General features: G+C 46.1%; 28 protein-coding genes and 1 tRNA gene. 9 read left to right on the top strand and 20 right to left on the bottom strand.

Going from position 1 to position 22,412, the window contains the following annotated elements; all coding sequences use genetic code 11:
* The 3 genes from JK202_RS15050 to JK202_RS15040 all read right to left on the bottom strand — a co-directional run.
* Positions 1-393: FAD-dependent oxidoreductase (locus JK202_RS15050; RefSeq protein WP_211562239.1), on the bottom strand; the 393-nt coding region annotated here is incomplete at its 3' end.
* Positions 390-749, bottom strand: a complete 360-nt coding sequence (locus JK202_RS15045) for a (2Fe-2S)-binding protein (protein WP_408872160.1) — start codon at positions 747-749, stop codon at positions 390-392. The genes JK202_RS15045 and JK202_RS15050, both read right to left, overlap by 4 nt.
* Positions 742-1,593: a transporter substrate-binding domain-containing protein gene (locus JK202_RS15040; protein ID WP_211562237.1), complete on the bottom strand. Its 852-nt coding sequence runs from the start codon at positions 1,591-1,593 to the stop codon at positions 742-744. Before JK202_RS15040 ends, JK202_RS15045 begins: the two co-directional genes overlap by 8 nt.
* A gap of 120 nt (positions 1,594-1,713) precedes the next feature.
* Here JK202_RS15040 and JK202_RS15035 point away from each other — a divergent pair, with 120 nt between their 5' ends.
* Both JK202_RS15035 and JK202_RS15030 read left to right on the top strand, forming a co-directional pair.
* A complete protein-coding gene (locus JK202_RS15035; RefSeq protein ID WP_211562235.1) occupies positions 1,714-2,583 on the top strand; it encodes a LysR family transcriptional regulator in 870 nt (289 codons plus the stop codon).
* Positions 2,584-3,417: 834 nt separating this feature from the next.
* Positions 3,418-4,131: an MT-A70 family methyltransferase gene (locus JK202_RS15030; RefSeq protein ID WP_211562233.1), complete on the top strand. Its 714-nt coding sequence runs from the start codon at positions 3,418-3,420 to the stop codon at positions 4,129-4,131.
* On the opposite strand, the gene JK202_RS15025 is transcribed toward JK202_RS15030, so the two are convergent.
* The 5 genes from JK202_RS15025 to JK202_RS15005 form a co-directional block, all read right to left on the bottom strand.
* Positions 4,128-4,955, bottom strand: a complete 828-nt coding sequence (locus JK202_RS15025; RefSeq protein ID WP_211562231.1) for a BglII/BstYI family type II restriction endonuclease — start codon at positions 4,953-4,955, stop codon at positions 4,128-4,130. The two genes, JK202_RS15030 and JK202_RS15025, sit on opposite strands and share 4 nt — an antisense overlap.
* A 118-nt stretch (positions 4,956-5,073) precedes the next feature.
* Positions 5,074-6,234, bottom strand: coding sequence for a hypothetical protein (locus tag JK202_RS15020; RefSeq protein ID WP_211562229.1), 1,161 nt, complete (start codon positions 6,232-6,234; stop codon positions 5,074-5,076).
* A gap of 116 nt (positions 6,235-6,350) precedes the next feature.
* Entirely contained in the window at positions 6,351-6,614 is a 264-nt protein-coding gene (locus tag JK202_RS15015) for a hypothetical protein (RefSeq protein WP_211562228.1), read from the bottom strand.
* A 62-nt stretch (positions 6,615-6,676) separates the two neighbouring features.
* On the bottom strand, positions 6,677-7,177 hold the full coding sequence (locus tag JK202_RS15010) for an exonuclease domain-containing protein (RefSeq protein WP_211562227.1): 501 nt from the start codon (positions 7,175-7,177) through the stop codon (positions 6,677-6,679).
* Between the two features lie 104 nt (positions 7,178-7,281).
* A complete protein-coding gene (locus JK202_RS15005) occupies positions 7,282-7,947 on the bottom strand; it encodes a recombinase family protein (RefSeq protein ID WP_211562226.1) in 666 nt (221 codons plus the stop codon).
* 94 nt (positions 7,948-8,041) lie between these two features.
* Between JK202_RS15005 and JK202_RS15000 the strand changes: the two genes are divergently transcribed.
* Both JK202_RS15000 and JK202_RS14995 read left to right on the top strand, forming a co-directional pair.
* The gene (locus JK202_RS15000) at positions 8,042-8,350 is read left to right on the top strand and encodes a hypothetical protein (RefSeq protein ID WP_211562225.1); all 309 of its coding nucleotides are present in this window, start codon (positions 8,042-8,044) and stop codon (positions 8,348-8,350) included.
* A gap of 12 nt (positions 8,351-8,362) precedes the next feature.
* On the top strand, positions 8,363-9,157 hold the full coding sequence (locus JK202_RS14995) for a hypothetical protein (protein ID WP_211562224.1): 795 nt from the start codon (positions 8,363-8,365) through the stop codon (positions 9,155-9,157).
* 105 nt (positions 9,158-9,262) lie between these two features.
* Here the strand turns inward: JK202_RS14995 and JK202_RS14990 are convergent, their stop codons facing one another.
* Complete coding sequence (locus tag JK202_RS14990; RefSeq protein ID WP_211562223.1) at positions 9,263-9,523, bottom strand: hypothetical protein; 261 nt, start codon at positions 9,521-9,523, stop codon at positions 9,263-9,265.
* A gap of 371 nt (positions 9,524-9,894) precedes the next feature.
* Here JK202_RS14990 and mobC point away from each other — a divergent pair, with 371 nt between their 5' ends.
* The 3 genes from mobC to JK202_RS14975 all read left to right on the top strand — a co-directional run bounded on the left by mobC (position 9,895) and on the right by JK202_RS14975 (position 12,513).
* Positions 9,895-10,110, top strand: a complete 216-nt coding sequence (gene mobC / locus JK202_RS14985) for a plasmid mobilization relaxosome protein MobC (protein ID WP_211562216.1) — start codon at positions 9,895-9,897, stop codon at positions 10,108-10,110.
* A gap of 24 nt (positions 10,111-10,134) precedes the next feature.
* A complete protein-coding gene (locus JK202_RS14980) occupies positions 10,135-11,844 on the top strand; it encodes a hypothetical protein (protein WP_211562214.1) in 1,710 nt (569 codons plus the stop codon).
* Positions 11,845-11,964: 120 nt separating this feature from the next.
* Positions 11,965-12,513: a hypothetical protein gene (locus tag JK202_RS14975; protein ID WP_211562212.1), complete on the top strand. Its 549-nt coding sequence runs from the start codon at positions 11,965-11,967 to the stop codon at positions 12,511-12,513.
* A 127-nt stretch (positions 12,514-12,640) separates the two neighbouring features.
* Here JK202_RS14975 and JK202_RS14970 read toward each other — a convergent pair whose 3' ends face one another.
* From JK202_RS14970 to JK202_RS14920, 11 genes are all read right to left on the bottom strand, one after another.
* Entirely contained in the window at positions 12,641-13,204 is a 564-nt protein-coding gene (locus JK202_RS14970) for a recombinase family protein (RefSeq protein ID WP_211562210.1), read from the bottom strand.
* Positions 13,205-13,433: 229 nt separating this feature from the next.
* Positions 13,434-14,837 carry a replication endonuclease gene (locus JK202_RS14965; RefSeq protein ID WP_211562208.1) on the bottom strand — a complete coding sequence of 468 codons (1,404 nt, stop codon included), beginning with the start codon at positions 14,835-14,837 and terminating at the stop codon, positions 13,434-13,436.
* 155 nt (positions 14,838-14,992) lie between these two features.
* Positions 14,993-15,271 carry a hypothetical protein gene (locus JK202_RS14960; RefSeq protein WP_211562206.1) on the bottom strand — a complete coding sequence of 93 codons (279 nt, stop codon included), beginning with the start codon at positions 15,269-15,271 and terminating at the stop codon, positions 14,993-14,995.
* 27 nt (positions 15,272-15,298) lie between these two features.
* On the bottom strand, positions 15,299-15,601 hold the full coding sequence (locus tag JK202_RS14955) for a hypothetical protein (RefSeq protein WP_211562204.1): 303 nt from the start codon (positions 15,599-15,601) through the stop codon (positions 15,299-15,301).
* 37 nt (positions 15,602-15,638) lie between these two features.
* Positions 15,639-17,225: a DUF6538 domain-containing protein gene (locus JK202_RS14950; RefSeq protein WP_349291876.1), complete on the bottom strand. Its 1,587-nt coding sequence runs from the start codon at positions 17,223-17,225 to the stop codon at positions 15,639-15,641.
* Positions 17,226-17,314: 89 nt separating this feature from the next.
* Positions 17,315-17,400, bottom strand: a tRNA-Leu gene (locus JK202_RS14945).
* A gap of 7 nt (positions 17,401-17,407) precedes the next feature.
* Positions 17,408-18,091, bottom strand: coding sequence for a M48 family metallopeptidase (locus tag JK202_RS14940; protein ID WP_211562199.1), 684 nt, complete (start codon positions 18,089-18,091; stop codon positions 17,408-17,410).
* Between the two features lie 4 nt (positions 18,092-18,095).
* On the bottom strand, positions 18,096-18,587 hold the full coding sequence (locus tag JK202_RS14935) for a YcgN family cysteine cluster protein (protein WP_211562197.1): 492 nt from the start codon (positions 18,585-18,587) through the stop codon (positions 18,096-18,098).
* A complete protein-coding gene (locus tag JK202_RS14930) occupies positions 18,584-18,991 on the bottom strand; it encodes a hypothetical protein (protein ID WP_211562195.1) in 408 nt (135 codons plus the stop codon). Before JK202_RS14930 ends, JK202_RS14935 begins: the two co-directional genes overlap by 4 nt.
* Positions 18,988-20,034, bottom strand: coding sequence for an extracellular solute-binding protein (locus tag JK202_RS14925; RefSeq protein WP_249200128.1), 1,047 nt, complete (start codon positions 20,032-20,034; stop codon positions 18,988-18,990). Before JK202_RS14925 ends, JK202_RS14930 begins: the two co-directional genes overlap by 4 nt.
* A gap of 185 nt (positions 20,035-20,219) precedes the next feature.
* Complete coding sequence (locus JK202_RS14920) at positions 20,220-21,380, bottom strand: ABC transporter ATP-binding protein (protein ID WP_211562193.1); 1,161 nt, start codon at positions 21,378-21,380, stop codon at positions 20,220-20,222.
* Positions 21,381-21,466: 86 nt separating this feature from the next.
* Here JK202_RS14920 and JK202_RS14915 point away from each other — a divergent pair, with 86 nt between their 5' ends.
* Positions 21,467-21,745, top strand: a complete 279-nt coding sequence (locus JK202_RS14915) for a hypothetical protein (RefSeq protein WP_211562191.1) — start codon at positions 21,467-21,469, stop codon at positions 21,743-21,745.
* Between the two features lie 76 nt (positions 21,746-21,821).
* The gene (locus JK202_RS14910; protein WP_211562189.1) at positions 21,822-22,256 is read left to right on the top strand and encodes a hypothetical protein; all 435 of its coding nucleotides are present in this window, start codon (positions 21,822-21,824) and stop codon (positions 22,254-22,256) included.
* Positions 22,257-22,412 lie beyond the last annotated feature (156 nt).

The following is a 22,412-nucleotide window of genomic DNA, read 5'->3' as shown; positions in this document are numbered from 1 at the left end:
CGTGCAGCGCGCGTTCATCCGCTCGCACAGAACCTTCAGCAGATCCATCTCATACCCCGCACAGGTTCCGTCGGGTCGCACTTCCCACACGGTGGTCTGAGGCCGGTAATCAATCCCGGAACAGGCCCCGGAAAATACACGGAAACGCCGGATCAGATCGGCACCCGCCCGATAGGCTGGCCCCAGCGCAGCCAGCAGGCTCTGACCGGCCGCGCTCGCATCACACAGATTGGCTTCAAGATTGCGGAAAATCTGCCCCCCCGGACAGGGCTGCATATCCAGCACAATGACCGACCGTCCCGCTTCCGCCAGCGTCACCGCCGCCGTCATCCCGGAAGGCCCACAGCCGACGATCACAACATCCGCATCAGGGAGTGGCGCATTGAGCGTCATGGAACGGAGCCCTCCAGCGCGGGCGGCGCACCGGCCTGCCGACGCACTTTCATGCCGTCGCGCACCATCGTCAGACAGGCCTGCCGGTTCCCGATCCCATCGATTTCGACGAGACATTCAAAACAGTGCCCGATCATGCAGTAGGGCAGGCGCGGCGCCCCCGAAACCGGCGTCAGCCGATTATAAGACATCCCCGCCCGCAGCAGACAGACCGCAACACTGTCCCCCGCACTGGCAGTCATTGCCTGGCCATCCACAAACAGCGTCACCGGATCACGGATCGGGCCAAGGTCTGAAAACATCCTGCGCTCCTGTTGCGCGGGGGCAGGGGAGGCGCCTGTCATGGGCTTATTCATGGATCGAGATATCCGTTCCGAACCATTGCTCTGACAACGCCTGATTGGTGCCATCGCGGTTGACCGATGTCAGAGCGGTGTTGAAAGCATTGCGCAGGACGTCGTCATCCGGCCGGAACGCGATATTGGTCGTGTCCGATCCCAGAACCCCGCCCGAAAAGCTTGGCCCGGTCATGACGAGCGCCCCTTTGGACGCCGCCTTGATCATGGTCGCAAAGGTCGTGACATTGGCAATCGCAATGTCGATCCGCCCCGCAATCAGTTCCAGCCCCAACTGGTCCACGGACGGATATTCCATGACCTTCAGCCCCGGCAGATAGGCCTCGGCAAACCCCGCCGCCGTGGAGCCGGTCTGAACCCCGATGACTTTCCCCACCAGCGCAGCCCTCAGCTCTGAAAGCGCGACCTGCGCCTCGCGGGGTGCGGCCGTCAGGTCAAACGGCTCGCCCGTATGCGCCAGATGGGTCAGAGATCCCCCGCCCGCCGTCAGAAAGCCGTTCGGGGCATGGGTGTAGGGATGGGAAAACGAAACAACCCGCCTGCGCTCTTCCGTCACGCCCATGGAGGCAATGATGGCATCATACTGCCCGACGCGAAGCCCCGGAATAAGGCCGTTCCAGTCCTGCGTGACAACCGTGCAGCGCGCGTTCATCCGCTCGCACAGAACCTTCAGCAGATCCATCTCATACCCCGCACAGGTTCCGTCGGGTCTGGCGAACGCCCAGGGCGGATAGGTGCCTTCCGTAGCGATCGTGATGCGCCGCGCAGGCTCCCCCGCGACGGCACAGGCTGCATGCAGCACCAGCAGAAACGGAAGAAGCAGACATGTCGCACGAACAGGCATTCATGAAGTCCCCGCCAAGGCGTCTGAAAAGAGGGTCACTGACCGTTTTATGGGCTTGAGTTCGATATCGGAATATCTTTCTTCTTGGCAGAAAGCGTAAGCTGAGCTTACGCTTGAAGCATGCAGACCCACCGTATTCCCTCCCTGAACTGGCTGCGCGTCTTTGATGCCGCTGCCCGGCACCAGAGCTTCGCCTCCGCCGGGCGGGAGCTGAACATGTCTGCCGCCGCCGTCAGCCAGCAGATTCTGGCGCTGGAAACCTATCTCAAAAAGCCCCTGTTCCTGCGCAGCGCCAACAAGGTCCGCCTCACGCTGGAAGGCAACGAGTTCCTGCCGACCGTTCAGGTCTCGCTGAGGGCCATCGAGGCCAAATCGGCCTCCCTGTTTCCCCGCCGGGACGTGGAACGGGTCTCCCTCGTCGCCAGCCAGCTGATGGCCATGAGCTGGCTGCCCCGGCGTCTGTGCGCTTTTGAAAAGAAACACCCCTCGGTTCGCGTGGACCTCATCCTCGAAGACTCCCAGCGCCATGGTGAGCCGGATCTCGCAATCCGTTTCGACTATGTTATGTCCACGCGCGAACATCCGGGATGGCTGATGGGCATCAGCCACGTCGTGGTCGGACAGCCGCAGGACGTGGAACGCATCACCGCGGCCGAAGCAGTCGTAGGCTTCAAACTGCTTGACGTCCGCTCCCATGCCGTCGGTTGGAATACGTTGCTATCCCGGTATCCGGGTATTTCTGATGATCCCGCATTGGTGGTGGAATCAGTAGATACGACGCCTTTGGCCCTCATGATGGTCAAGGAAAGCTCTGCCCTGGCTCTGGTCCCGTGGCCTGCGTCCCAAAATCTTGTTGAAGCGCTGGGGCTGTCTGTCTGTAACACGCTTCCCGCCATTCCAGGGCTCGGAAACTATTACATCGAACAGTTTTCGGGTCATGGCATACGCCCGGTTATCCGAACCTTGTTCAACGATTTGCGTAAAAGTTGAGGTGCAGAGAGCATAGCCAGAACATAACAGTTGCTACGGAGCGTATTGGCCGAGCGGAAGTGCGTCAGGAAGCCATCCAAGCATCTGGCAAAACACGGTCTATCCCGGGCGCTGCTCAACATAATCTCTGACCTGCCAAAGGCCGTGCTGTCCTAGGTCGGCGTCCAGAAACGCAGTCAGTTCCATGCAATTACTGATTAGTGACGCGCTGTCATGAAGACGCGGAACGGATGTTCATTCTGGTCGGCTGTGCACCATGCAGTTTCGTGTCCATTCCATCCTTAATTTGGTCAGTCACCTCGGCTCTCTTTTTTATCCGCAGGTTAGGAAACGTGGATGTAGTTTAAGAGAGCGCCCCCATCATAATAATCTGCAGCTTTTGAGAAAAAAGACTCACAGCCGATCCATCAATTCGTCCGTCACACGACACAGGTCTCATCACAGAGACGGAATTAAAGCCTTCTCTGACCCAGGAGAAAAGCTTTGCAGAACCAACCCGCATTCTGCAGGGCAGGTCCTCTGTTTCCAATGAAATCAGAGAGTTATGTGGTGCGAGCTGCGGGACTCGAATACACAGTGAGTCCCAATTTTTCGCATAACCTGTTGATTTAAGTAGATATTTTGAAGCGTTTTGCAGTCTCACTGTAGAAAATCTCTGTAGGTTTTTCAAGTGCCCTAAACCGACAACTTTTAAAGCATGTGTCTCAATCGTGCAGGTCAGAGTTCATTTTCAATGAGATTGCCGGGTATCAGATTAGTCTGTATCCTTGACAGCAAGCCGACGATTAGAACATGCCGTCAGTGTCAACGTGAACAGAGTGCGAACATACAGATATGCGTAGAAAAGACGGTCATCCAGTGGATACAGAAAATGATTTCTCGGATGCTCGTCAGGAGCTACTGGATCTAGGGGAGCGAGTAAAGCCAGCTACAATACTGGCTGACCCCCCGTGGCAGTTCACTAATAGAACAGGCAAGGTGGCTCCAGAGCATCATCGGCTTACTCGATATCCTACTATGAACCTTGATGATATTTGTGCCTTGCCTGTTGCCGATATCACAGCTCCTACGGCTCATTTATATCTATGGGTTCCAAATGCATTATTGCCTGATGGATTGCGTGTAATGCAGGAGTGGGGCTTCACCTATAAGTCTAATCTGATTTGGCATAAAATCAGGAAAGACGGCGGTTCTGATGGCAGGGGCGTGGGGTTCTATTTTCGGAACGTCACCGAGGTTATACTTTTCGGTGTAAGAGGAAAAAATGCTCGAACCCTTCAGGCTGGCAGAACACAGGTAAACTATCTGGCTACTCGTAAGAGGGAACACAGCAGAAAACCCGACGAGCAATATGACCTGATTGAGTCATGTTCTCCAGGGCCATACTTAGAGATGTTTGCTCGTGGTCCTCGTAAGGGGTGGAATGTGTGGGGTAATCAATCCGAAGAGTATGAACCTTCATGGGATACCTACAAGCACAATAGCCATAGTGAACGTAAGCTGAAGGCATCCCTTGCAAATGAACAACTACGCTTGACCGTCGATTAATTGTCGTCATCGCTATCATCGGCGTCGGATGAAATTTCCGATGCTGATAGGTCATCCGTAGCATCTCGTTTTACGGAATGTTTATTTTTCCACTCTTCAAAATCTTTGATTAATGATGGTTTGATACCCAAAGCCAAAATGGGGCAACCGCCACCTCGACCAGCCTCAATTCGATAGGTTAATTTACCCATCCAAGTTGTTGAAGCTCCATACTTTCCTTGGCTCATTGGCGTTGGGGAACGCTGTTTGAGCTCATTAAATGCCGGAACAAGTTCTGCACTTCTGGTCAGAAGTACTCCGGCAGAAATAATATTGCAGTCATAGAAGCTGCGGAGTGCATATAAATCTCTATCGAAAGTTTGATCTTTCGAGTTCCACTCCATATCAAAAGCGATTCTATTTTTAACGAAATCTATTTTGTGACCATCGACAAAAGAGTCAATTTTATATTGCTCGATTTGTTTGGGTGCTTTATCGCCTCTTTTGCTTGGGTCAATATAGGTAATGCGGTTAATTAGCAAATCGGCAGTAACACGAGTTTCTCTCCAACCTAGTGGGTGAAATAATCCCTCGACACCTTTGGCAATATTGGATTTATTGCCACCACCTGAAATAATATCTTCAGGCAATATACTGAAATTCATGAGTGTCTCAGTGAGTTCTTTAAAATCTTCTTGGCATGAAGATGCAAGAATTTGAGCAGCATTCCTATAACTTAATACTTCATAGTAATCGAAAAAATTTTCTGGGAATAAAGAACGGTCTTCTTTATCAAGAGAATTGATAGTTATCACTTTGGGTAGGTCAGCAGTTTGCTTGCTCATTTAATATATCCGGCTACTTTCATGTTGAGATCGTAGCCGGTTCGTTTCCACATACCAAGAGAGAGATTTGATTTAATATCTAATTCTCTAGGAATCCTTAGGTATAATTATTTGTGAATCACGAATTATCTTTTTTGAGATGATCAGGAACCCTCTTAAAAACAGGCGGACGTGTAGGTTCTTCTTTATTTTCGTCATTCACGGAATCTGAAAAATCAGGATAGACAATAGGCTCTCCCAATTCATCGTATTCTACAGGCTTAGGCTTTTCGGGTTCGATTTTCTTCCTGGGTGTTCTTTTAAAAACTGGTCGTACAAAAGGCTTAGGCTCTGCCTTATCAGATGAATCCACGACATCAGCAGGAGGCTGTATGACAGGAGCATCAGGAACAGCAGGTTTTTCTATTTTTTCAGACTCCTGCCTGACAGGAATCACATCAGCAGTATCTTTTTTGTGATTAACAATATTCTTAATTTCTTTATGTCGGGTTTTCAAAGCGTCATCATCGAGCATCATTACATCATGTAAAATCTGCTCATAAAAAACATCGTTATCTAATGCATTGCCATATTTAATAATCTTTTTCCTATTAGATTTTTCGAAGTCAATAATATCTTTTCTCATATTTGCCATTCTTGTGATATGAGATTTTTCTGACTGAGAGTATTCTTTATTTTCATCTTTCTTTTCTAATAAAATACGAGAGATACCATTCCAGTAATTTCTATATATCATTCGATATTTAATGTATGCGTCTACATATTTTTGCTCATGGGCATTATTGAAATCTAACAAAAAAGGAATAGCTTCAATCGTTCTTTTTGTCGGATTGTCATATTTATAAAGAGTATGCATTGCTCCATGCACAATCTCCCATATATAAATATCTTGGAATCTTTTCCCGAACTCGTGTAACGATTTATTTTCTGAGATTATATTCTTATAGACACTCAAATCTCTTAAAAAGTACTTTTTAGCGAGATTGGTTCTAACTCTTGATTTAAATTCTTCTTGTAAGTCAGGGGACAATAAAGATATTATGTTATTCACATTAATATCGGATTCAATTGCATAATCGAACGTGAAATTGTCTCTATCAAATCTTTCTGAATATCCCAATCCAGATTTTATTGTTGATGATATATCTACAACGGCATTAAACACGCCATTTGTTAAAGCCTGCCTTTTTTTCTGACGTTCATTGTTAGACATGGCTTTCCCATGCTTTGTAGGTCTGCCTCTGGATTTCTTGGGTTCAGGAACTACTTCATCGTTCATTAGAATAATGCCTTTTCTGAATAACATAATAGAAATCATAGAACTATATACAAGCCTGTTCAGGCTTGTACTGGGCAGGGCAGAACGTTGTTCTGCCTAATGATGCTCTTGTAGTTTTACAGATTTAGGTGTGCCTCAAACTGCTTCTGGTACTCTCCCAGAATATCTTCAATGGTATGGAAACGGTCATCAAACAGATTGATCTCTGCATTGAAACCATGAAGATCTTCAATCTTGTTTATCTCCATCCGTCCATCCTCATATATGAGGCATGTAAAGCCTTTCTCATAGAAATGAGGCTTCATTGCCTGGATGGCATCAATGCGTTCATGTTCGTCTTCGGATGTGAATTTTCTTTTGAGATCGTCGAAGATAGACATAAAAAAACTCCTATTCGTGAATAACGAAAATAGGAGTTTGGAAATCAATATGCAACGTTTGATTATTCTTTTTTATCAATCGCTTTAATGATTTTGGATATCACTTTGCAATCGTTGATAGATGAGAACCTACGCCCATCCCATAATATGCTGTGCTTTTGAGCAACATCATCCATCCTGGGCCAGTAATCTCCTTTGCCAATAACATACATTAAATCGACAGCGTGTTTTTGGATGTGTGTGAAAACTCTTGGATCAGCATTCATCGCACGTGCAGTTTTAAATAATTTGTGAATAACAAAATCACTGGACCAGCAGTAGATTTTATCAGCATCCATAATGATGCTTTTCAATCTGCGAAGCACTTGCCTTATCGTGGGTTCGTTTTTAAGCATTTCATCAGAGACCCCATGCAATCTCAGGGCACCGGATGAGATTTTCACTGTTGGTTTGATTCTGGAATAAAAAAGAATATCTCCATTCAAGTCTGAGACAGATATTTCTATAACTTCGTCATATGATGATATTCCTGTTGTTTCTACGTCTAATATAATTTCCTTCATAATATAATACCCCTTTAATGGCGTATTATACCGTACTTTTATGGTATATATTTAATTGGTATATATGCTTTGTTTTCGGGTATTTTTATATATTGAATATATCATTACAATAGAAATAAACTACGCACTACATTCGGATGCCAGTTCGATTTTTTATGATATGTCTTTATGCCTAACTCAGTGAGTTGATCACATATTTTCCTATAGGACATTCCCGAAGATCTTAAATCCCTGATTACTGGAATAACCCTTGAACGATATGCGGATTCTTTTTCATTCCTTGCGACAGTGGCTTTCTCGATATCCTGCTGGCTGAAGCGGTGGCTTTTCTTACGCCATCCTCCTAATTTTTTGCCTCCTGCTTTCAGGACGGCTAACCCTTCTTTTGTTCTTCGAGAAATCATCTCACGCTCTTGCTGAGCTAGAAGAGCCATTATCCCAACGGTCATGACATTTGCATCAGGCATGTCACATGCAGTGAATGGCACATCTCCTCTCTGAAGTTGTAGGAGAAAGACGGCATCACGTGAGAGCCTGTCTAATTTTGCAATGAGTAATGTAGCCCCATACAATCTGCATTGTTCCATTGCCTGGGTTAGCATTGGCCGATCATTTTTCTTTCCAGATTCCACTTCCCGAAATTCTTGAAGTAAAATTCCATTTTTGTGATTAACATAATTTTTTACGGTATCTTTTTGAGCTTGTAATCCAAGCCCTGATTCCTTCTGCTTCTTTGTAGAAACTCTATAATAACTAATAAATCTATTCATATATAATATCCTCTACGCCCGTAGAGAGTATTATACACTATCATGTGCTATAATAGTTATCGGGTCTTAAATGACCATAAAAATGGAGATTATTATGGACTTAAATAATTTAGACAATGAAAAGTATCATGACTTTGAGTTAAAGATTTATCTCAGGACTTTGGATTATTCTGATTATGAAAAAAATACAATGATTAGGTTTGCTAACAATGATTATCATCCTGATTCTATTATTTCCATTCCATCGAATGATGAATGTCAGAATATTGGTGAGTGCTGGGACGTTCTAGAGAAAAATTATGTTGAGCTATCAGGTCAACGTGAATTTTTTAAAGCATGGTACGCTAATGAATTCATGAAAATAATTAAAGAGCACAATAAATCAAAAAACGAAATGATATAAGGAATCGCGAAAATGAATTACAAAGAACTATTTAAAAAGAAAGAGCTTACTGAAGAACAGCAGATTGAGAAGAGCTTCTTTGTCATTTCTTCGAGTTTGATGCGTAATCTTGGCGAGGAAATTAATAAGCCTCATCCTACTATCAAAGCCAAAGATTTGGATATGGATAAAATTAGGCATGATATTTTTAATACGACTAACGACGTATCGAATGAGCTTAAAAAGTTCAAGAACCAACGCAAAGAGCTTGAATCTCACATTCAGCAGCAACAAGCTAAGCGACAGCAGGAATGGCAACAAATGGGTAAGGGGGGTCAGTATCCTGTAGATCCTCAAATGGCAGAGGATATGAAAAAATTATCTGCTCACATTGCCGAGTGTGCTCGCTTTATCGTCGGAACAATAATGCATCAGTTCGGCTTGGCTGATGCTCCTGGTCCGTATCGTCGTTCATTAACTCAAGATGAAATGAATGAACTTGAAATTGAGCATTCTCAGAATGAGTTGATGCAGATCGTCACGGCTGACGGAAATGTCAGGGATGCGATGGAAAAGATTATTGTTCAATGTAATTCTGATCGTAAACAAAAAATCCAAGAATGGGAAAACCGTCCTGAAGCTCTGAATGCTATTGAATTAAAAAGAAAATTCGAAGCTATTGTGAGCAGTGATATGGCAGAGTCGTTTAAGAAAAAGACCTATGGAATGCATTCTGGTCAGGTCATGGAGATGCTTGGAAAAGTTGATGTTTCGCCTGATGGCAAGATTATTGCTAAAGAGAAAAAGACATCATCGTTAGAAATATAATGTGATTCACATAATACAAAAATAGAGCCTTAGGGCTCTTTTTTGTAGTTTACTCATATGGCTTCAAAGACTACTCTCTCAACCTATAAATGTGAATAACGATATTCACATCAAGCTATCCCAGAACGCTTCATTTTCTGCATCCCTTGCATCAGCAGCAGCCAATTTTGCAGCTTTTTGAGCTTCATATTCTGCCCTATTGGAACCAATAAGACCTTGTGCTTTGACATCAATATCATGGTTTAGAGTATTAAAAAGTTGACGGTGTGACGTTGAAGAACATGAGTCACGATAAGACTGTATTCTTTCTTGTCTTTCGTTGTCGATAGCTCTGCTCATTGCTTTTATTTCATAAATAACGCTCATAATACTCTCCTTTAATATATCCATTTATAGCATAAATTTATATAAACTTCAATAAGAACCATATCTATATTTGTATATTATATCAGAAATATCCATTAAAATCATAATATGCTATAATGAATACTATAATCAGATGCCAGAGGTGGCTTATGGCTACCCCTATAGGGCCAGCAATAAGCCATCTGGCCAGGGTTGCACCCGTGGACCCGCTTTTAAGTATTCAAGTATTTTAGGAGAAAGATATGAAATCAAACTTAAACAGAACCGAGACCAGGTTATCAGTCAGAGCATCAAAGCAAGAGCTTGAGGCATGGAATCATACAGCCAGGTCAGCAGGTCATAAGACCCTTGCAAACTATTTTAGGAGCCTCATGAATTCTGCTCCCATGCTTCAATCTGAAAAGATTTTGTTAATCACGGAACTAAAAAACACTCGTGAAGAAGTTGCTCGTATAGGGAATAATGTGAATCAGATTGCAAAGGCATTGAACGGTGGAGAAGGGTTCAATGATGCCAATGCAAACATGAAGCAGTGCCTGAAAATCCTGGCTCAGATCGATAGCATGATCGCGACTATCAAGAGATGATCTATGATAGTGAAATCAGCACGAATGAAGACATCATCGCAGGGAATATCTTCCACCTGTAGGCATGTCTTTCATGGTTCTGACAATGAGCAGATTACGGTTCTTCAGGGTTCAGAATTTGACGTTAGAGCAGAGCTTGGCAGAGCAAAAGCGGTTGGTTCTCAGTATGCAGTACGTCACGTCAAAATCTCATCTTACGAAGATATGACTGATGAGCAGCTTTTTTCGTTAGTCAAAACATATGCAAAAGAGTTCAAAGCAGACCCATCGAAAGCAACTATTGTCAGACATGATAAACCTCGCGCAGATGGCAAAGCATCAGGTCATCACTATCATGTATATTTCCCTGAGGTTCTTCGGAACGGGAAAATCATGGACTCATCTTTTTCCAAAATCAGGGAAGAGAAAATTGCTCGAATTGCTGAGATAGATTTTAGTCATGCTCCTGTTGTCGGAAAGCATAATGCATCTGTTATCAAAGATTTAGAAAAATCCAATCAGAGATATTATGCAGATATCATCAGGAAGAACACACCATCATTAGACGCAAAAGATGCACCAGATGCCTCATATTCAGACAAGCAATTTCGCAGAGCAAAAATATCTGGAACTGCATTGAATGAGGTCAGGCAAACCCTGAAAGAACTCCGTATCAATTCTAAATCTTTTGGTCAGATGATTGAAAGCCTTGATACCCATAATTTAGAAATTCGGAAGGGTGATAAAGTCAACACATATATTATTGTGAATAACGATAATGGTAATGTTCTGGGTTCAGCAAACCGTCTTTTCAATATGAAAAAATCTGACTTCAATCAGCAGTATCAATCATACCTAAATGGCCAAAACACGAAGTTTGAATCATTACAAGCAACAGTTGCTATCCCATCAGTAGAAAACACACCTGCACAGCCTGCTTCAGAGCCTTCAACGCCTATTCCATCCTCTCATCAGGATAATGCACCAGGCACCCAAACACAGGCTTCTCAATCAAGGCCAACATCTAAACCCGCAGGTCACTGGCTTGGATCTACACCTATATCCATTAATTCAGAGAAGTCTGTTGCAACAGAGGGGATGACACAGGAAGAACGTCAATCCATCTATGACTTCAATGAGCGTGAATCACAAAAAGACCAGCAGATCAGGGAGCTTTTGCAGGATCAGAAGAAGTTTGCAGCAATGCTTGATGATGTCATCTCATCATTCCAGAGGAGATATCAGCATCTCCCACCAGAGCCTTTTGCTAAACCTGAATATCGTGATTCACGTATTATCAACCAAAGAATTCATGAACAGTTAGATCCTTTGAGATCCGCGTATCATTCCAAAAAATCTGCATGGTTTTCATCAGCGAAGGAAGAGCTGAGAGCTTTCAATGACAAAATCAGAGCTCTTCACTTTAAAGACTTTCCGGGTCTTGATATCGTGAATAACGAAAAAAACTATAATTATGTGATCAACAACATGTCTGATCAGTATGCAGCATCACGTCAAAAGAAACATGATCAATGGTCTGAAAATATAGATGTCATTAATTATGTTAATAACAAAAAAGATATAGATAATTTGGCTTTCTGCATCCGAGAAAGGAGGGATGTAGATCTTCTATTGTTGGCTTCAAAATCTCCGGCATTAGCAATTCAGAAAATGCATGAGCAGCAGAAATCCAACAATAATGTTATTCACAAAAAAGATAATGTGAAAGCTATAAAACTCAAACTTGAGGTGTAATTTTTACTTATTTTATATGCGTTATTCACGAAAACAAAAAATATTCATCGTTCTGTGTTATAATAATTTTATGGGTTTGGAGACCAGTTCTTCAACCCATAAAATAAAGGAAACACAGATATGAGGAAGAAAAAATATACAGCAGAAGATTTAAATGAACAGTTTCAAGAAATATACAATGATATTACCAAGCTTCCACTTACGCCCGAAGAGCTTCAGGAGGCAATAGATTGTCTTTATCCAGATGAAGAAGAAGTTGAGCATGAAGATTCGTTATTAACAATATATAAAGAAGAGAAGTTTATATTAAAGAGACTGTTATCTATTGCCGTTGAAAGCCTAAAGGGCGAATACAATGATGAGTTTTCAATAGAAGTCGGTAAACTTGGTGGTAAGCTTGGCGGATTAAAAAGGAGATTTCTTCAGAATTGTAAGATTTTTGTTATTCACAAATTATTCCCCAATTCAAATTTTTCTGGGAATGCTCTTATCGAGATATCAGAGGCCCTCTTTGGGAAGGGTATAAATCGCAGTTTTCTGCATTCTGGAGGCCATGCTCTGGGAACTGATGCTTTATTTTCCGGCAAGAGCGATGCAGTACCTGACATCAGCGACGAACAGCAGAAGCAATCCAGGATGTTAATGGATATCCTCAAAAGAATGGCGTGAATAACGCTATTCTTTGTAGTTCCCGAACCCAGGATTTTATAAAAAACATGTATCAAAAAGGGTTGATTCTGTAATTCATAAATAAATCAAGATATTATAAGATATGTTATGGAGAATCTGGTACAGATTACTGAGCATTCATCGCTCTCCAAGCTGTCATTTTCGAGATATTCATAATCTGTCCTACTTCTCTAGATGATAAGCCTCGCAATTTATAGGATTTTGCAAGAGCAATATCTTGCTCCGATAAAGTGGGTTTTCTTCCTAATTTCGTACCCTTTAAACGTGCAGTTTCCAATCCTGACATAATGCGTTCTCTAATGATATTTCTCTCAAATTCTGCAAAACCGGCCAAGAGCAATAAGAACAATTTTCCACCTGCTCCACTGGTATCAATGCCAAGATTTAATATACGAATAGAGATCCCTTTTTTCTTTTGGTTATCTATAAACCCTAGAACATCAAGAGCATTTCTTCCTAGCCTATCAAGCTTTACTACTGTCAGTGTATCGTCTGTCTGCATTTTCCTGCATAGTTTTCGCAACTCTGGACGAAACTGCCAAGATGTTGCTCCTGATATTGTTTCCGAGATAATATGCTCAGGAGCTATACCTTCCTTAATCAGGTCATTAATTTGATGCTCAGTCGTCTGCTTATGAGTGCTTACTCTTACATATCCGTATCGTGTCATTATCCTGTCTCATCTCATGTGGCACGTTTTTGAGACAAGAGAGGTCTCGTAACTGCTCAATATGAATCATAACAGAATCAACTGATTAAGAGGCTTTATAGGGTTGTCCCGCTTCGTCTCAATGAAGAAGCAGGTGTCCTAATGGTTCTGATTTGATTGTCTTTGGGTATAGAGATCCACAATTTTCTCATATCACTTTACAAGTTCCTCAATCTTGTCCTGATGTGTGCTAATATGTTCCTGCTAATGGTTTGAAAATCATCCAATCTCCTCTCTCGGGAGGAGGTTGGCCTTTACTCTTAATAGTTTCAAATCTTGAAATGCAATAAAATACACTATATGTATTTATATATATATAACTATAACCAAAATCCGTTACATAACTTCTTCGAATAATTTTCAACAGTAAATTGCGAACGGTTTTATATGAGAAATTAATACATTTTCTCATTTTCAAGATAACTCGTGATAATCCTACCCACCTGATAGGTTCATCATTCTTCCCGATATTATTGAGATAATCAGATTTAAATCCATAAAGAGAAAACAGAACATATCCTGGAATTCCATCAACGACATCATTCCATGAATTCTTCTTCATCAACCTGTGAGTGTTGAACAATCTGTCTGATGATAGATATGATAGCGATGGGTCTCCATAGTTTCCTATGTAGAGATTATTCCATACACGTCTTATATCTCTACGTAGTCCTATGAATCCGTGCCTGGTGTTAGGTTTTCCGTAGTCTTTGAAGATATATCCCAACACACCTTCGAAGTCGGTAACGTTCTGGTTCAACTCATATTTTTCAGGGTCTTCATTATCAAAGAACTTGAAAACGATATCCAATAGCTGATCACGATCAGTTTTTTGGGATATGTAAGATTTTTCGTTATTTACGAAATATATAATATGCAGGTGCGGCGTTTCATCTTTGTGCAATTCGACAACGGATATACCGCTCCAGTCTATCCCATATCGTTCCGCATATTTCTTAATCATATTCAGTCTGCGATTAATTTCATCATTTGCCTGTTCAAAAGATAATCCATGATATTTTTTAGGCAATGTTAGGGATAGGAACCATCCAGAACTACATGGGTCTTGTGTCATACACGCAATTCGCATTGATGATTCAAGACAACAAGATATCATCCAGTCTCTTTTTCTATTATTCGATGTCTTCCTATCTAACGAATCCTGAACTGAACGTTCGTTATATTTTAAATGCTGATAGCGAAGTTTTTTATTTTCATCAAAATCTTTTTGGACTTCATCATCAATACGATTAATCTTTAAGTTTCGTCTAATCTCAACACGAGCACGATTGGCTTTTCGAGATAATCTAACTTTTTTAGCTGATTTTTTGCTTAGGATTCGCTGATAAGATAATAATTCTGAATAGGAGAATGATGCTATTTCGAAGTTTTCGATAACGTCTTTTGGGAACATACCCATCATTCTGATGACGTTTAAAGCCAGCTCTTGGACATCATATTCCAAGGATAAACGGCACTTTTCTGCGGTTATCTGGTATATCTTATAGCGATAGAATGGGTGAAGAGCGGTAAGGATATCGTACGTTCTGATATCGTTTTCATATATGTGTTGCTCTAGTTGTTCATAACTCAAAATACTCCTTTTACGAGAAAGCTTTACAAATCCTCAGAAGTACATGCTATTATTAGAAACAACACATACTCCTTATAATTGTTTTTGTCGTTATTAACATTATAGCATGGAATGTGAAGGGATAGAGAAATCTATCCCTTTTTTATTTTAGATTTTTATCCATATCTTGCTTTAAGGTAGTCTTTTGCATTTATGGATTTAAAAGAACCTCCACCGCATATACCTCTTCCAAAAATATCTTGCAGAGCAGATACGAGATTTCCTGAGTCCTCCTTGGTCATCCAAGTTTTTTCATTCATCTGATATATCCAATCCAAGATGATTGCTGGATTATTCATATCTTCTAGTGGAACTTGATAAGACATGCATCCTGGTCCTGGATGCTCTAAGCAATAATTGTCCTTATTCAAGGACCAGTTTCCCCACTGCGCCATAATTTTATTCCTTAATATTATATGATTTTAAAAATCTACCATTCCATTTTTATTGTTTTCTTCTTTTCTTTTAATCTCATCTTCCTTTTGTGCCTCTATTATGGCCAAAAGTTCTTTATGAGACTTGGCTTCAATTCTAATTGAACAATTGAAGCTCTCTTTTCCCAATAAATCTTTATACAAACCTGTTTCAACGTCATACTCAAAATTATTCAAGCTACAGGATACTTCAGTATATCCTGTAAGTTTTGAAATAGCATCAGAAATTGCCTTCTCATATTGTTCGAGTGAAAATGATTTCACAGACGTGGTTTGATTTTGTTCAGACATTGATACCTCCATGAGAATTTTATCATACCCGACTGATTTAGGTCATGAGATTCTCAATGTTCCAAAACTCAGGATACACAAGGCTATCAGCTACCTTTTTTAGGTTCTCAACATCAATTTCATCTAAGTAAACAGTATTACCAACTGACTTATTTTGACCTTCATGACCCAAGAAGCTATCAATCCACACTTCACGCAATCCACCATTTCCACTATCGGAAATGTTTCTCAGCTTTGTAGAGACATTGTGCCTAAAGCTATGGAAATCTACTCCACGAGGAATACCCTGCTTCAGCTTAAACTTGGAAAACGACTGCTGAAACTGTTGGGATCTTTTTTTATCTTTTCCCATAAATTTCAGTTCTGAAAAAAGATAATAACTCTTTTTATTGTTATTCACGAAATCCAGAAAGCCAGCATTAATAAGAGCATTCCCAATGGGAACCACACGTTCACCAGCTTCGGTCTTTGGGTTCCAGCTTTCCCATGGTCTATTTTTTCGTGCTGTATGCTCTCTGATAAGTATGCAGGTGATACCCCTAATTTCTTGGATATCCTCTGTCCTGATGCGGCATATCTCTTCGAGACGCATTCCACAGTACGAGCCCAGACCTACTACATAGCCATACGTCTGACGGTTAATGACAGTGCTATTCCATTGTGCAGATGCCAACACCTGCAACTGTTCATCATTCCAACGGATACGCTTAATTTTCGGCTTGGCATCAAACTTCCAGCCGACAAAGATATTCCTATCGACTAATTCACGCAGGAGATAATACCGCCAGATTGCGGACAATCTTGCAAAGTGATTTTTGATAGTTTTTTCGGAGATACGTGGAAGCTTTGCTTTCTGGCAATAAGCAACAAGCTCCTGGACGGTTCTAACGTCCTTACTGCTCTTACCATAATTCTCAGGCATCTTTTCCATAAGCTCTTTAAACTTACCGGAATCTTCACCTGTATAATCCCGAATGTCCTTATCCGAACAAACCTCTATGAAGCGTTGTGCAGTATTACGAAAGCCACGTTGATCAGAGTTATTCATTTTCTCTGAATGAGCTTTCAGATACTCATCCACGGCAACAGAGAAGGTAGGTGATTTTTTCTTTTCAGGAGGTTTAACCCATCCTTGAATATCAGCGAACTGCTGCTGCATTTTCTGGATAGAGGCATAAGCATTAAAATCCTTATGCTCCTTCATATAGGCCAGAACAGCATCAAGTTCTGGCTTTGCAACATCGATAATATTCTCAACTTTTTTGTATCGCTGATAATCTTCCATACGCTGAAGATAATGCTCGGCTTGAGCCAGCTTATATTGAGTTTTCAACTCAATGACGTGTGCTTCATAGGCGTCAATAATATCTTTAATGATGGATTTATCTGGAGAACCATCTGCCACTTCTAAAGCATCATCATATATGTAGCTTTTGGTCATGGTTCTCACGGTTGCAAAAAACTGACTTGTTAAGCCAAAAATTGCACATCCCCGAATTTTTGCAACTTCAACATCAGAAGTTTCAAGTGAGTGCCACATCTCATTTTTTTTGAGAATCTTACGCAGGTCCAGCGGAACCCATCTGCGAAGATTATATACGGACCCGATTCTGACGAGTTTCATAAGCCACACTGTAGATACCCACTGTAGAAGATTCAGCGGGTGAGGTTTCGGGAACCTCAAAAAACCTAGTTAAATCAGTGGGTTATATGTGGTGCGAGCTGCGGGACTCGAACCCGCACGTCCTTGCGGACTCGAGATTTTAAGTCTCGTGCGTCTACCATTCCGCCAAGCTCGCACAGCTCTCATGCAGCGCGCAGGAGAGCGGTACCGTTTTCTCTCAACCAGCGTTCTGCTGCAAGACGTCCTGTGCGGCCTTTAGGAATAAAACTGTCGACCAGAGCCCAGAAATCGGAACCATGATTGAAGTGCCGCAAATGCGCCAGTTCGTGGATGACCACATAATCCCGGATCTCCTTGGGGGCCATCAGCAGGCGCCAGCTGAGCATGATGCGGCCCTGTCTGGTGCAGCTTCCCCATCGGGTCCGGACGTCGCGCAGGTCGAGCCGGACGGGGCGAAGGTCCATTTTTACGGAATGGGTCTGAAGGGTCTGTGTCAGGCGTTCTTTTGCCATGGCCTGAAGGAAGTCGCGGACGCGGCGTTCCGTATGAGAGGCTTCTCCGCTGACATGCAGTCCGTCCGCATCCAGCCAGCATCCGCGCCGGGCTGTGGGCTCATGCAGAATAGGGATGTTTTCCCCTTCGATCATGACATGTGAACCGGCCGCGAGTTCCTGCTTTTCCGGCAGGGCGGCCAGAGCATTGGTGATCCATTCTGTCTGTTGGTGGACGAAGGCCAGTGCCCTGTCGCGGCTGATACGATGCGGAACCGTTATGATGACTTCGCCCCGGACGGGTTCGATCCGCAAGGTGATGCGCTTGGCCCGTGTCGAACGTTTCCAGATGAGTGGAACGGTCGGGGGAAGCATGGTGTCAGGCCTTGCGCTTCAGAGCGTGGCAGAGAGGGGAACGGTCCGGCCATTCTCCTGGCCAGTCTTCCAGATGGTCTTCCAGCGGTCCGGCACGACGTTCACTGATGCAGCGGTCCTGCACCGAGGCGCGTGAGCTGTGCACACCTTTTTCGTTGCCAGTCCGCAGAGGATGCCAGTCAGGAAGATCAAATCCATCGCGCAGCAGGCGGTAGGAGCAGCTTGGCGGCAGCCAGTCGATATCTGCAAGGAGTTCGGGCGTGAGGGTCACGCAATCCGGGATTTTGCGATGACGGTCGGCATAATCGGTGCAGCGGCAGGTATGCGTGTCCAGCAGGCGGCAGGCGACGTTTGTATAAATGACCTCTTCGGTGTCTTCGTCACGCAGCTTGTTGAGACAGCAGCGGCCGCAGCCATCACAGAGGGATTCCCACTGTTCGGAAGACATCTGGTCCAGAGGGACGGTTTGCCAGAAAGGGGCGGATGGGGTGCTCATGAATGGTCCAGAAGGGCGCAGGCGATGCAGAAAACGACTGCGAGAATGATGGAAAGAAAGACGGAGGGCAGAAGGAGCGGGAGCCAGATCAGGCGCAGCCGTGTCGGAAGATCAGCTCCCAGCCCAACGGCTGCACGGGTTGTGCCCGGTGGGAGCGTCAGGAGGGTCGCGCCCGTCGGAAAGACGACGGCCGGCGCAATAAGCATACCTTCCAGCCAGCCCAGCCCGGAATGAATGCTGGTCAATGCAAGTGCCAACCCCGGCCCGGGCAGCAGCAGCACCAGGCCAAAGCGACGCACGACGGGCGCTGGCAGAATGCGCATGAACAGCGCGATCACGGCACAGGCAGCGAGAAGGCCAGTCAGAATGGGGGGCAGATTCAGGCGGAGCGCGAGGGACATCATGGTGTCTGCGGTCCGAAGCGTGTTTCGAACTGCTGCTCAAGCGCCTCGCCATGCTGGGACCAGAACGTATCACTGACAATCAGGAAAGTAGGTGTATTTCCGGGAGGAACAGGGCCGGGCATGTCTTCCAGATGTGGCGCATGCATTCTGAGCTGGGCAAGCGTTCGGTGCGCACTTTCCGTGGGAACATTGCCCGGAATGGCCCAGAAAAGAGGGGAGCGGAGAATATCCCGGGTGCCGGCAACGAACAGGGACGTGGCGGCGCCGGCCTGAACCCGTGAACTGATGCTGGTTACCTCCGAACTGGGGGCGCTCAACATCAGTGCGCTACTCTGTTCCATGATGCGGGCCGCATCGGCCGGAGTATTCCACCACACAATATAAGGACGAAGCAGATCCAGCTTGCGAAGCGCACGGTCCACGCCAGCCTGCGTGGAGAGCACGGTATAGACGTCCTGCGGCGCGACCCCGTCAGCCAGCAGAGTGATTTCCAGTGTGGTCCGGGCGCCGAAATGTAAACCGCGTCGCCCTGGGTGGCGGGCCACGTCCCAGAAATCCTGCCAACTCGGAGCTGTTGCCAGTCGCGAGCGATCCCAGGTCAGGGCAAGGTCACTGACGCCGCCCGGAATACCACAGGTCGGACTGTCATCCACCGGATGGACCCATTTTCCTTCACAGGCCTGAGCCAGCTGTGTGCCGGTGACGAGAACAGCTATCCACGCGGGTTTTGTCGCATGTGTTCCGGTCTGAAGTGTCGTCGTGCGCCCGTCCCATTCCACCAGACGAAGGGTGTTGTCACCAGAGGTCAGGGCATGGGCATCGATTGTGCCTTCAGGGACGCCAAAGCCGGGTTCAGGCGGAGCAGGTACAGGCGCACGGTGCCGGATGACTCTGCGATGGTGCCGGGGCCGTGCATGCCCATGTGCCGACGCCGAGGATGGCACGAAAACCGACGTAATGCCGTGTCCGACAGATGTGAAAAACGCCCCTACACCTGTAGTCTCGTGCGCTGAATGCGCGGCAGCCTGTGCCGCAGGCATCATGGATGAAAGCAGCAGCGCACAGAGCCACGCATGGCGCGGGGCACTCCTGCGGGAGGCCCGACCAGATGTCCTCAGGACATGTCGCAGGGGGAAGGCGGGCCGGGTCAGAACGAGAGCATCCTCAGGGAGTGAGTGTGTGTGATAAAGGGACTAATTCAGGCATGTCCTGATGGGACACCCACACTTTAATACATCCCGGCGCCGAGCGGAAAGGCTGTCGCATGTGCGGCGGGCCAGGCGAGCTGCACAGAGGTGCCGGAAGCCGGAATTTTCTGGGCCTGAAGCGGAGGGCGCCGCAGCTCGATTTCCGTTCCCTCGGCACAGCGGACCCGCATGCGGATATGATCGCCCAGATGGGTGCTATCGGTCAGGACCCCGCGGACAGGTGTATCGCCATCCTCCTCCATGCCCAGCCCCTGACTTCCAAAAAAGGGCGAAATCCGGTCCGGACGGACGCAGACAAGACATTCCTGTCCTTCGGCGAGATCTTCGGAAACCATCGCCTCCACGATCCCGCCGCAAGCCAGATGAACGCGGGCCACGTCGTCTCCAATGTCCAGAACCTGGCCCGTCAGAGTGTTGGTTTCGCCAAAGAGAGTCGCCACTTCAGCGCAGGCCGGACGGTCATAAAGGCGCGTCGCGTCTGCACATTGCAAAAGTGTATTGTCCTGAAAGACTGCGATTTCCCCGCCGGAGCGGAGCGCATCTTCGCGGCGGGATACGGCGTGGACCACACTGAGATTCAATGCCCGGGAGAGTGTACCCAGCAGGATCGGGATGCGGCGCGCGGCATGGGGATCCAGCGCATGAAGCGGATCATCCAGCAGCAGGACATCCGGGGATGTGACAAGGGCGCGGGCCAGCCTCACGCGTAACGACTGTTCGGCATTCAGTTCCGCTGGTCGAAGACCCGCGATCCCATCCAGCCCCATCAGCGAGATCATCCGTCCTGCGGCCGCCCGGGCTTCGGTTCTGCCCTGTCGGTTCGCGCGCAGGCTGAAAGCGATGTTGTCGCCAAGATCCAGATGCGGAAAAAGCGGATCCCGCGAACTGACGATGCGCATCCGCCGGGCTGCGGGTGGGCGTGACGTCACGTCCTCGCCGCTCACCGTGATGGTGCCACCCAGATGGGGAAGAAACCCTGCCAGAACATCCAGAAGACGCGACAGGGCCGCAGGCTGGTTGCCGAAAAGCGTCAGGGTTGTTCCGGGCTGAAGTGACAGATCGACAGGCGGAGCGTCGATCGCCGCGCGCAGGCCGGCGACCTCAAGCACGGGCTTCGGGCGGGGAGGGCGGCGGCCCCCCTGCTTGGGAGCCATGCGGGAAATGCCTGACAGGCCTGACATGCAACCTCTGGGAGAATGGATCGTTATAGGCGAAACAAAATCAGGCCAGAACACATCTGACCGGATATTCAAGAAGGGGTTTGAACATGAGCCGTAAAAGCGTCAAGGATAACATTGAAGTGGCAACCGAGACCACGCAGGCTCAGATCGATGGTCTGCGGAACCAGTTGCAGGAACTGCTGAACAACCGCATCAACCCCGCCCTGCTCGATGCAGCAGACCGTACGGATCATGCCGTTGCAAATGCACGCAAAATCACGGATCATGAAATTGAAAATGTTTCGACGCGTGTGCGGGCGCGTCCGATTGCAGCCGTCCTGATTTCGGCCGTGGTCGGTTTCTTCGCCGGACGTTTCTCCAAGTAATAGCCCGGGTCTTTCCAGGCGGGGGGCGGACGGTATCTCGTCCGACCCCGTCCTGAAGAAGAGGCAAACCATTTCCATGAAGCCCATCGAACTCGGACAGGATGTCCTTTCTGCCCAGGGACAGATCCTTTCCCGCTCTGCCATGCGAATCGGTCGTCGGGTGGCTTACGGCATTGTCGCAGCAGTCTTTCTGCTCTTTACGGCTGTGTCCTTTCACGGGTTCCTGTGGGCGTTCTTTGTTGATGTCGCTGGGCTGAGCCTCGTGAAGGCCGCACTCTGCGTCATAGGCGTCGACCTCCTGTTCGTTGTGATTTTCGGACTTCTGGCGGCCCGCTCCATTCCGGACCCGGTCGAGATCGAGGCACGGATCCGTCGTGATCGGAAACTGGCCGAGTTCAAGCAGTCCGTCGCCATGGCTGCGTTGACGGGACTGGTTTTCGGGCCAGCAGGCCGCTTCACGATCAAACGCCTCCTCGGCATTGTGCGGAATCTGATCGGCCTCAGGAAATAAGACATTTTGTGGCTGATATTGGTCAAAGCCATATAGTCAGCCCCAGCGTAATGGCGTAAGCACGTCGCCAGCCCATAACCCCTCCTTATTTGAGTGGGAGTCGTTGTGGCTGAGCGAGGAGCGTTGTGTACGAATTGTCTTACAGTCAGGCGGGTG

Source organism: Gluconobacter sp. Dm-62, assembly GCF_018256155.1.
Lineage (GTDB): Bacteria > Pseudomonadota > Alphaproteobacteria > Acetobacterales > Acetobacteraceae > Gluconobacter.
Note: the sequence above shows the minus strand (reverse complement) of the source record. Positions and strands in the feature narration are given on the sequence as shown.

Bases quoted from the DNA above. Each gene is read 5' to 3' on its own strand.
- JK202_RS15045 (WP_408872160.1), bottom strand. From the start codon at position 749: ATGAATAAGCCCATGACAGGCGCCTCCCCTGCCCCCGCGCAACAGGAG.
- JK202_RS15040 (WP_211562237.1), bottom strand. From the start codon at position 1,593: ATGCCTGTTCGTGCGACATGTCTGCTTCTTCCGTTTCTGCTGGTGCTG.
- JK202_RS15035 (WP_211562235.1), top strand. From the start codon at position 1,714: ATGCAGACCCACCGTATTCCCTCCCTGAACTGGCTGCGCGTCTTTGAT.
- JK202_RS15030 (WP_211562233.1), top strand. From the start codon at position 3,418: ATGCGTAGAAAAGACGGTCATCCAGTGGATACAGAAAATGATTTCTCG.
- JK202_RS15025 (WP_211562231.1), bottom strand. From the start codon at position 4,955: ATGAGCAAGCAAACTGCTGACCTACCCAAAGTGATAACTATCAATTCT.
- JK202_RS15020 (WP_211562229.1), bottom strand. From the start codon at position 6,234: ATGAACGATGAAGTAGTTCCTGAACCCAAGAAATCCAGAGGCAGACCT.
- JK202_RS15015 (WP_211562228.1), bottom strand. From the start codon at position 6,614: ATGTCTATCTTCGACGATCTCAAAAGAAAATTCACATCCGAAGACGAA.
- JK202_RS15010 (WP_211562227.1), bottom strand. From the start codon at position 7,177: ATGAAGGAAATTATATTAGACGTAGAAACAACAGGAATATCATCATAT.
- JK202_RS15005 (WP_211562226.1), bottom strand. From the start codon at position 7,947: ATGAATAGATTTATTAGTTATTATAGAGTTTCTACAAAGAAGCAGAAG.
- JK202_RS15000 (WP_211562225.1), top strand. From the start codon at position 8,042: ATGGACTTAAATAATTTAGACAATGAAAAGTATCATGACTTTGAGTTA.
- JK202_RS14995 (WP_211562224.1), top strand. From the start codon at position 8,363: ATGAATTACAAAGAACTATTTAAAAAGAAAGAGCTTACTGAAGAACAG.
- JK202_RS14990 (WP_211562223.1), bottom strand. From the start codon at position 9,523: ATGAGCGTTATTTATGAAATAAAAGCAATGAGCAGAGCTATCGACAAC.
- mobC (WP_211562216.1), top strand. From the start codon at position 9,895: ATGAATTCTGCTCCCATGCTTCAATCTGAAAAGATTTTGTTAATCACG.
- JK202_RS14980 (WP_211562214.1), top strand. From the start codon at position 10,135: ATGAAGACATCATCGCAGGGAATATCTTCCACCTGTAGGCATGTCTTT.
- JK202_RS14975 (WP_211562212.1), top strand. From the start codon at position 11,965: ATGAGGAAGAAAAAATATACAGCAGAAGATTTAAATGAACAGTTTCAA.
- JK202_RS14970 (WP_211562210.1), bottom strand. From the start codon at position 13,204: ATGACACGATACGGATATGTAAGAGTAAGCACTCATAAGCAGACGACT.
- JK202_RS14960 (WP_211562206.1), bottom strand. From the start codon at position 15,271: ATGGCGCAGTGGGGAAACTGGTCCTTGAATAAGGACAATTATTGCTTA.
- JK202_RS14955 (WP_211562204.1), bottom strand. From the start codon at position 15,601: ATGTCTGAACAAAATCAAACCACGTCTGTGAAATCATTTTCACTCGAA.
- JK202_RS14950 (WP_349291876.1), bottom strand. From the start codon at position 17,225: ATGAAACTCGTCAGAATCGGGTCCGTATATAATCTTCGCAGATGGGTT.
- JK202_RS14940 (WP_211562199.1), bottom strand. From the start codon at position 18,091: ATGCTTCCCCCGACCGTTCCACTCATCTGGAAACGTTCGACACGGGCC.
- JK202_RS14935 (WP_211562197.1), bottom strand. From the start codon at position 18,587: ATGAGCACCCCATCCGCCCCTTTCTGGCAAACCGTCCCTCTGGACCAG.
- JK202_RS14930 (WP_211562195.1), bottom strand. From the start codon at position 18,991: ATGATGTCCCTCGCGCTCCGCCTGAATCTGCCCCCCATTCTGACTGGC.
- JK202_RS14925 (WP_249200128.1), bottom strand. From the start codon at position 20,034: ATGATGCCTGCGGCACAGGCTGCCGCGCATTCAGCGCACGAGACTACA.
- JK202_RS14920 (WP_211562193.1), bottom strand. From the start codon at position 21,380: ATGTCAGGCCTGTCAGGCATTTCCCGCATGGCTCCCAAGCAGGGGGGC.
- JK202_RS14915 (WP_211562191.1), top strand. From the start codon at position 21,467: ATGAGCCGTAAAAGCGTCAAGGATAACATTGAAGTGGCAACCGAGACC.
- JK202_RS14910 (WP_211562189.1), top strand. From the start codon at position 21,822: ATGAAGCCCATCGAACTCGGACAGGATGTCCTTTCTGCCCAGGGACAG.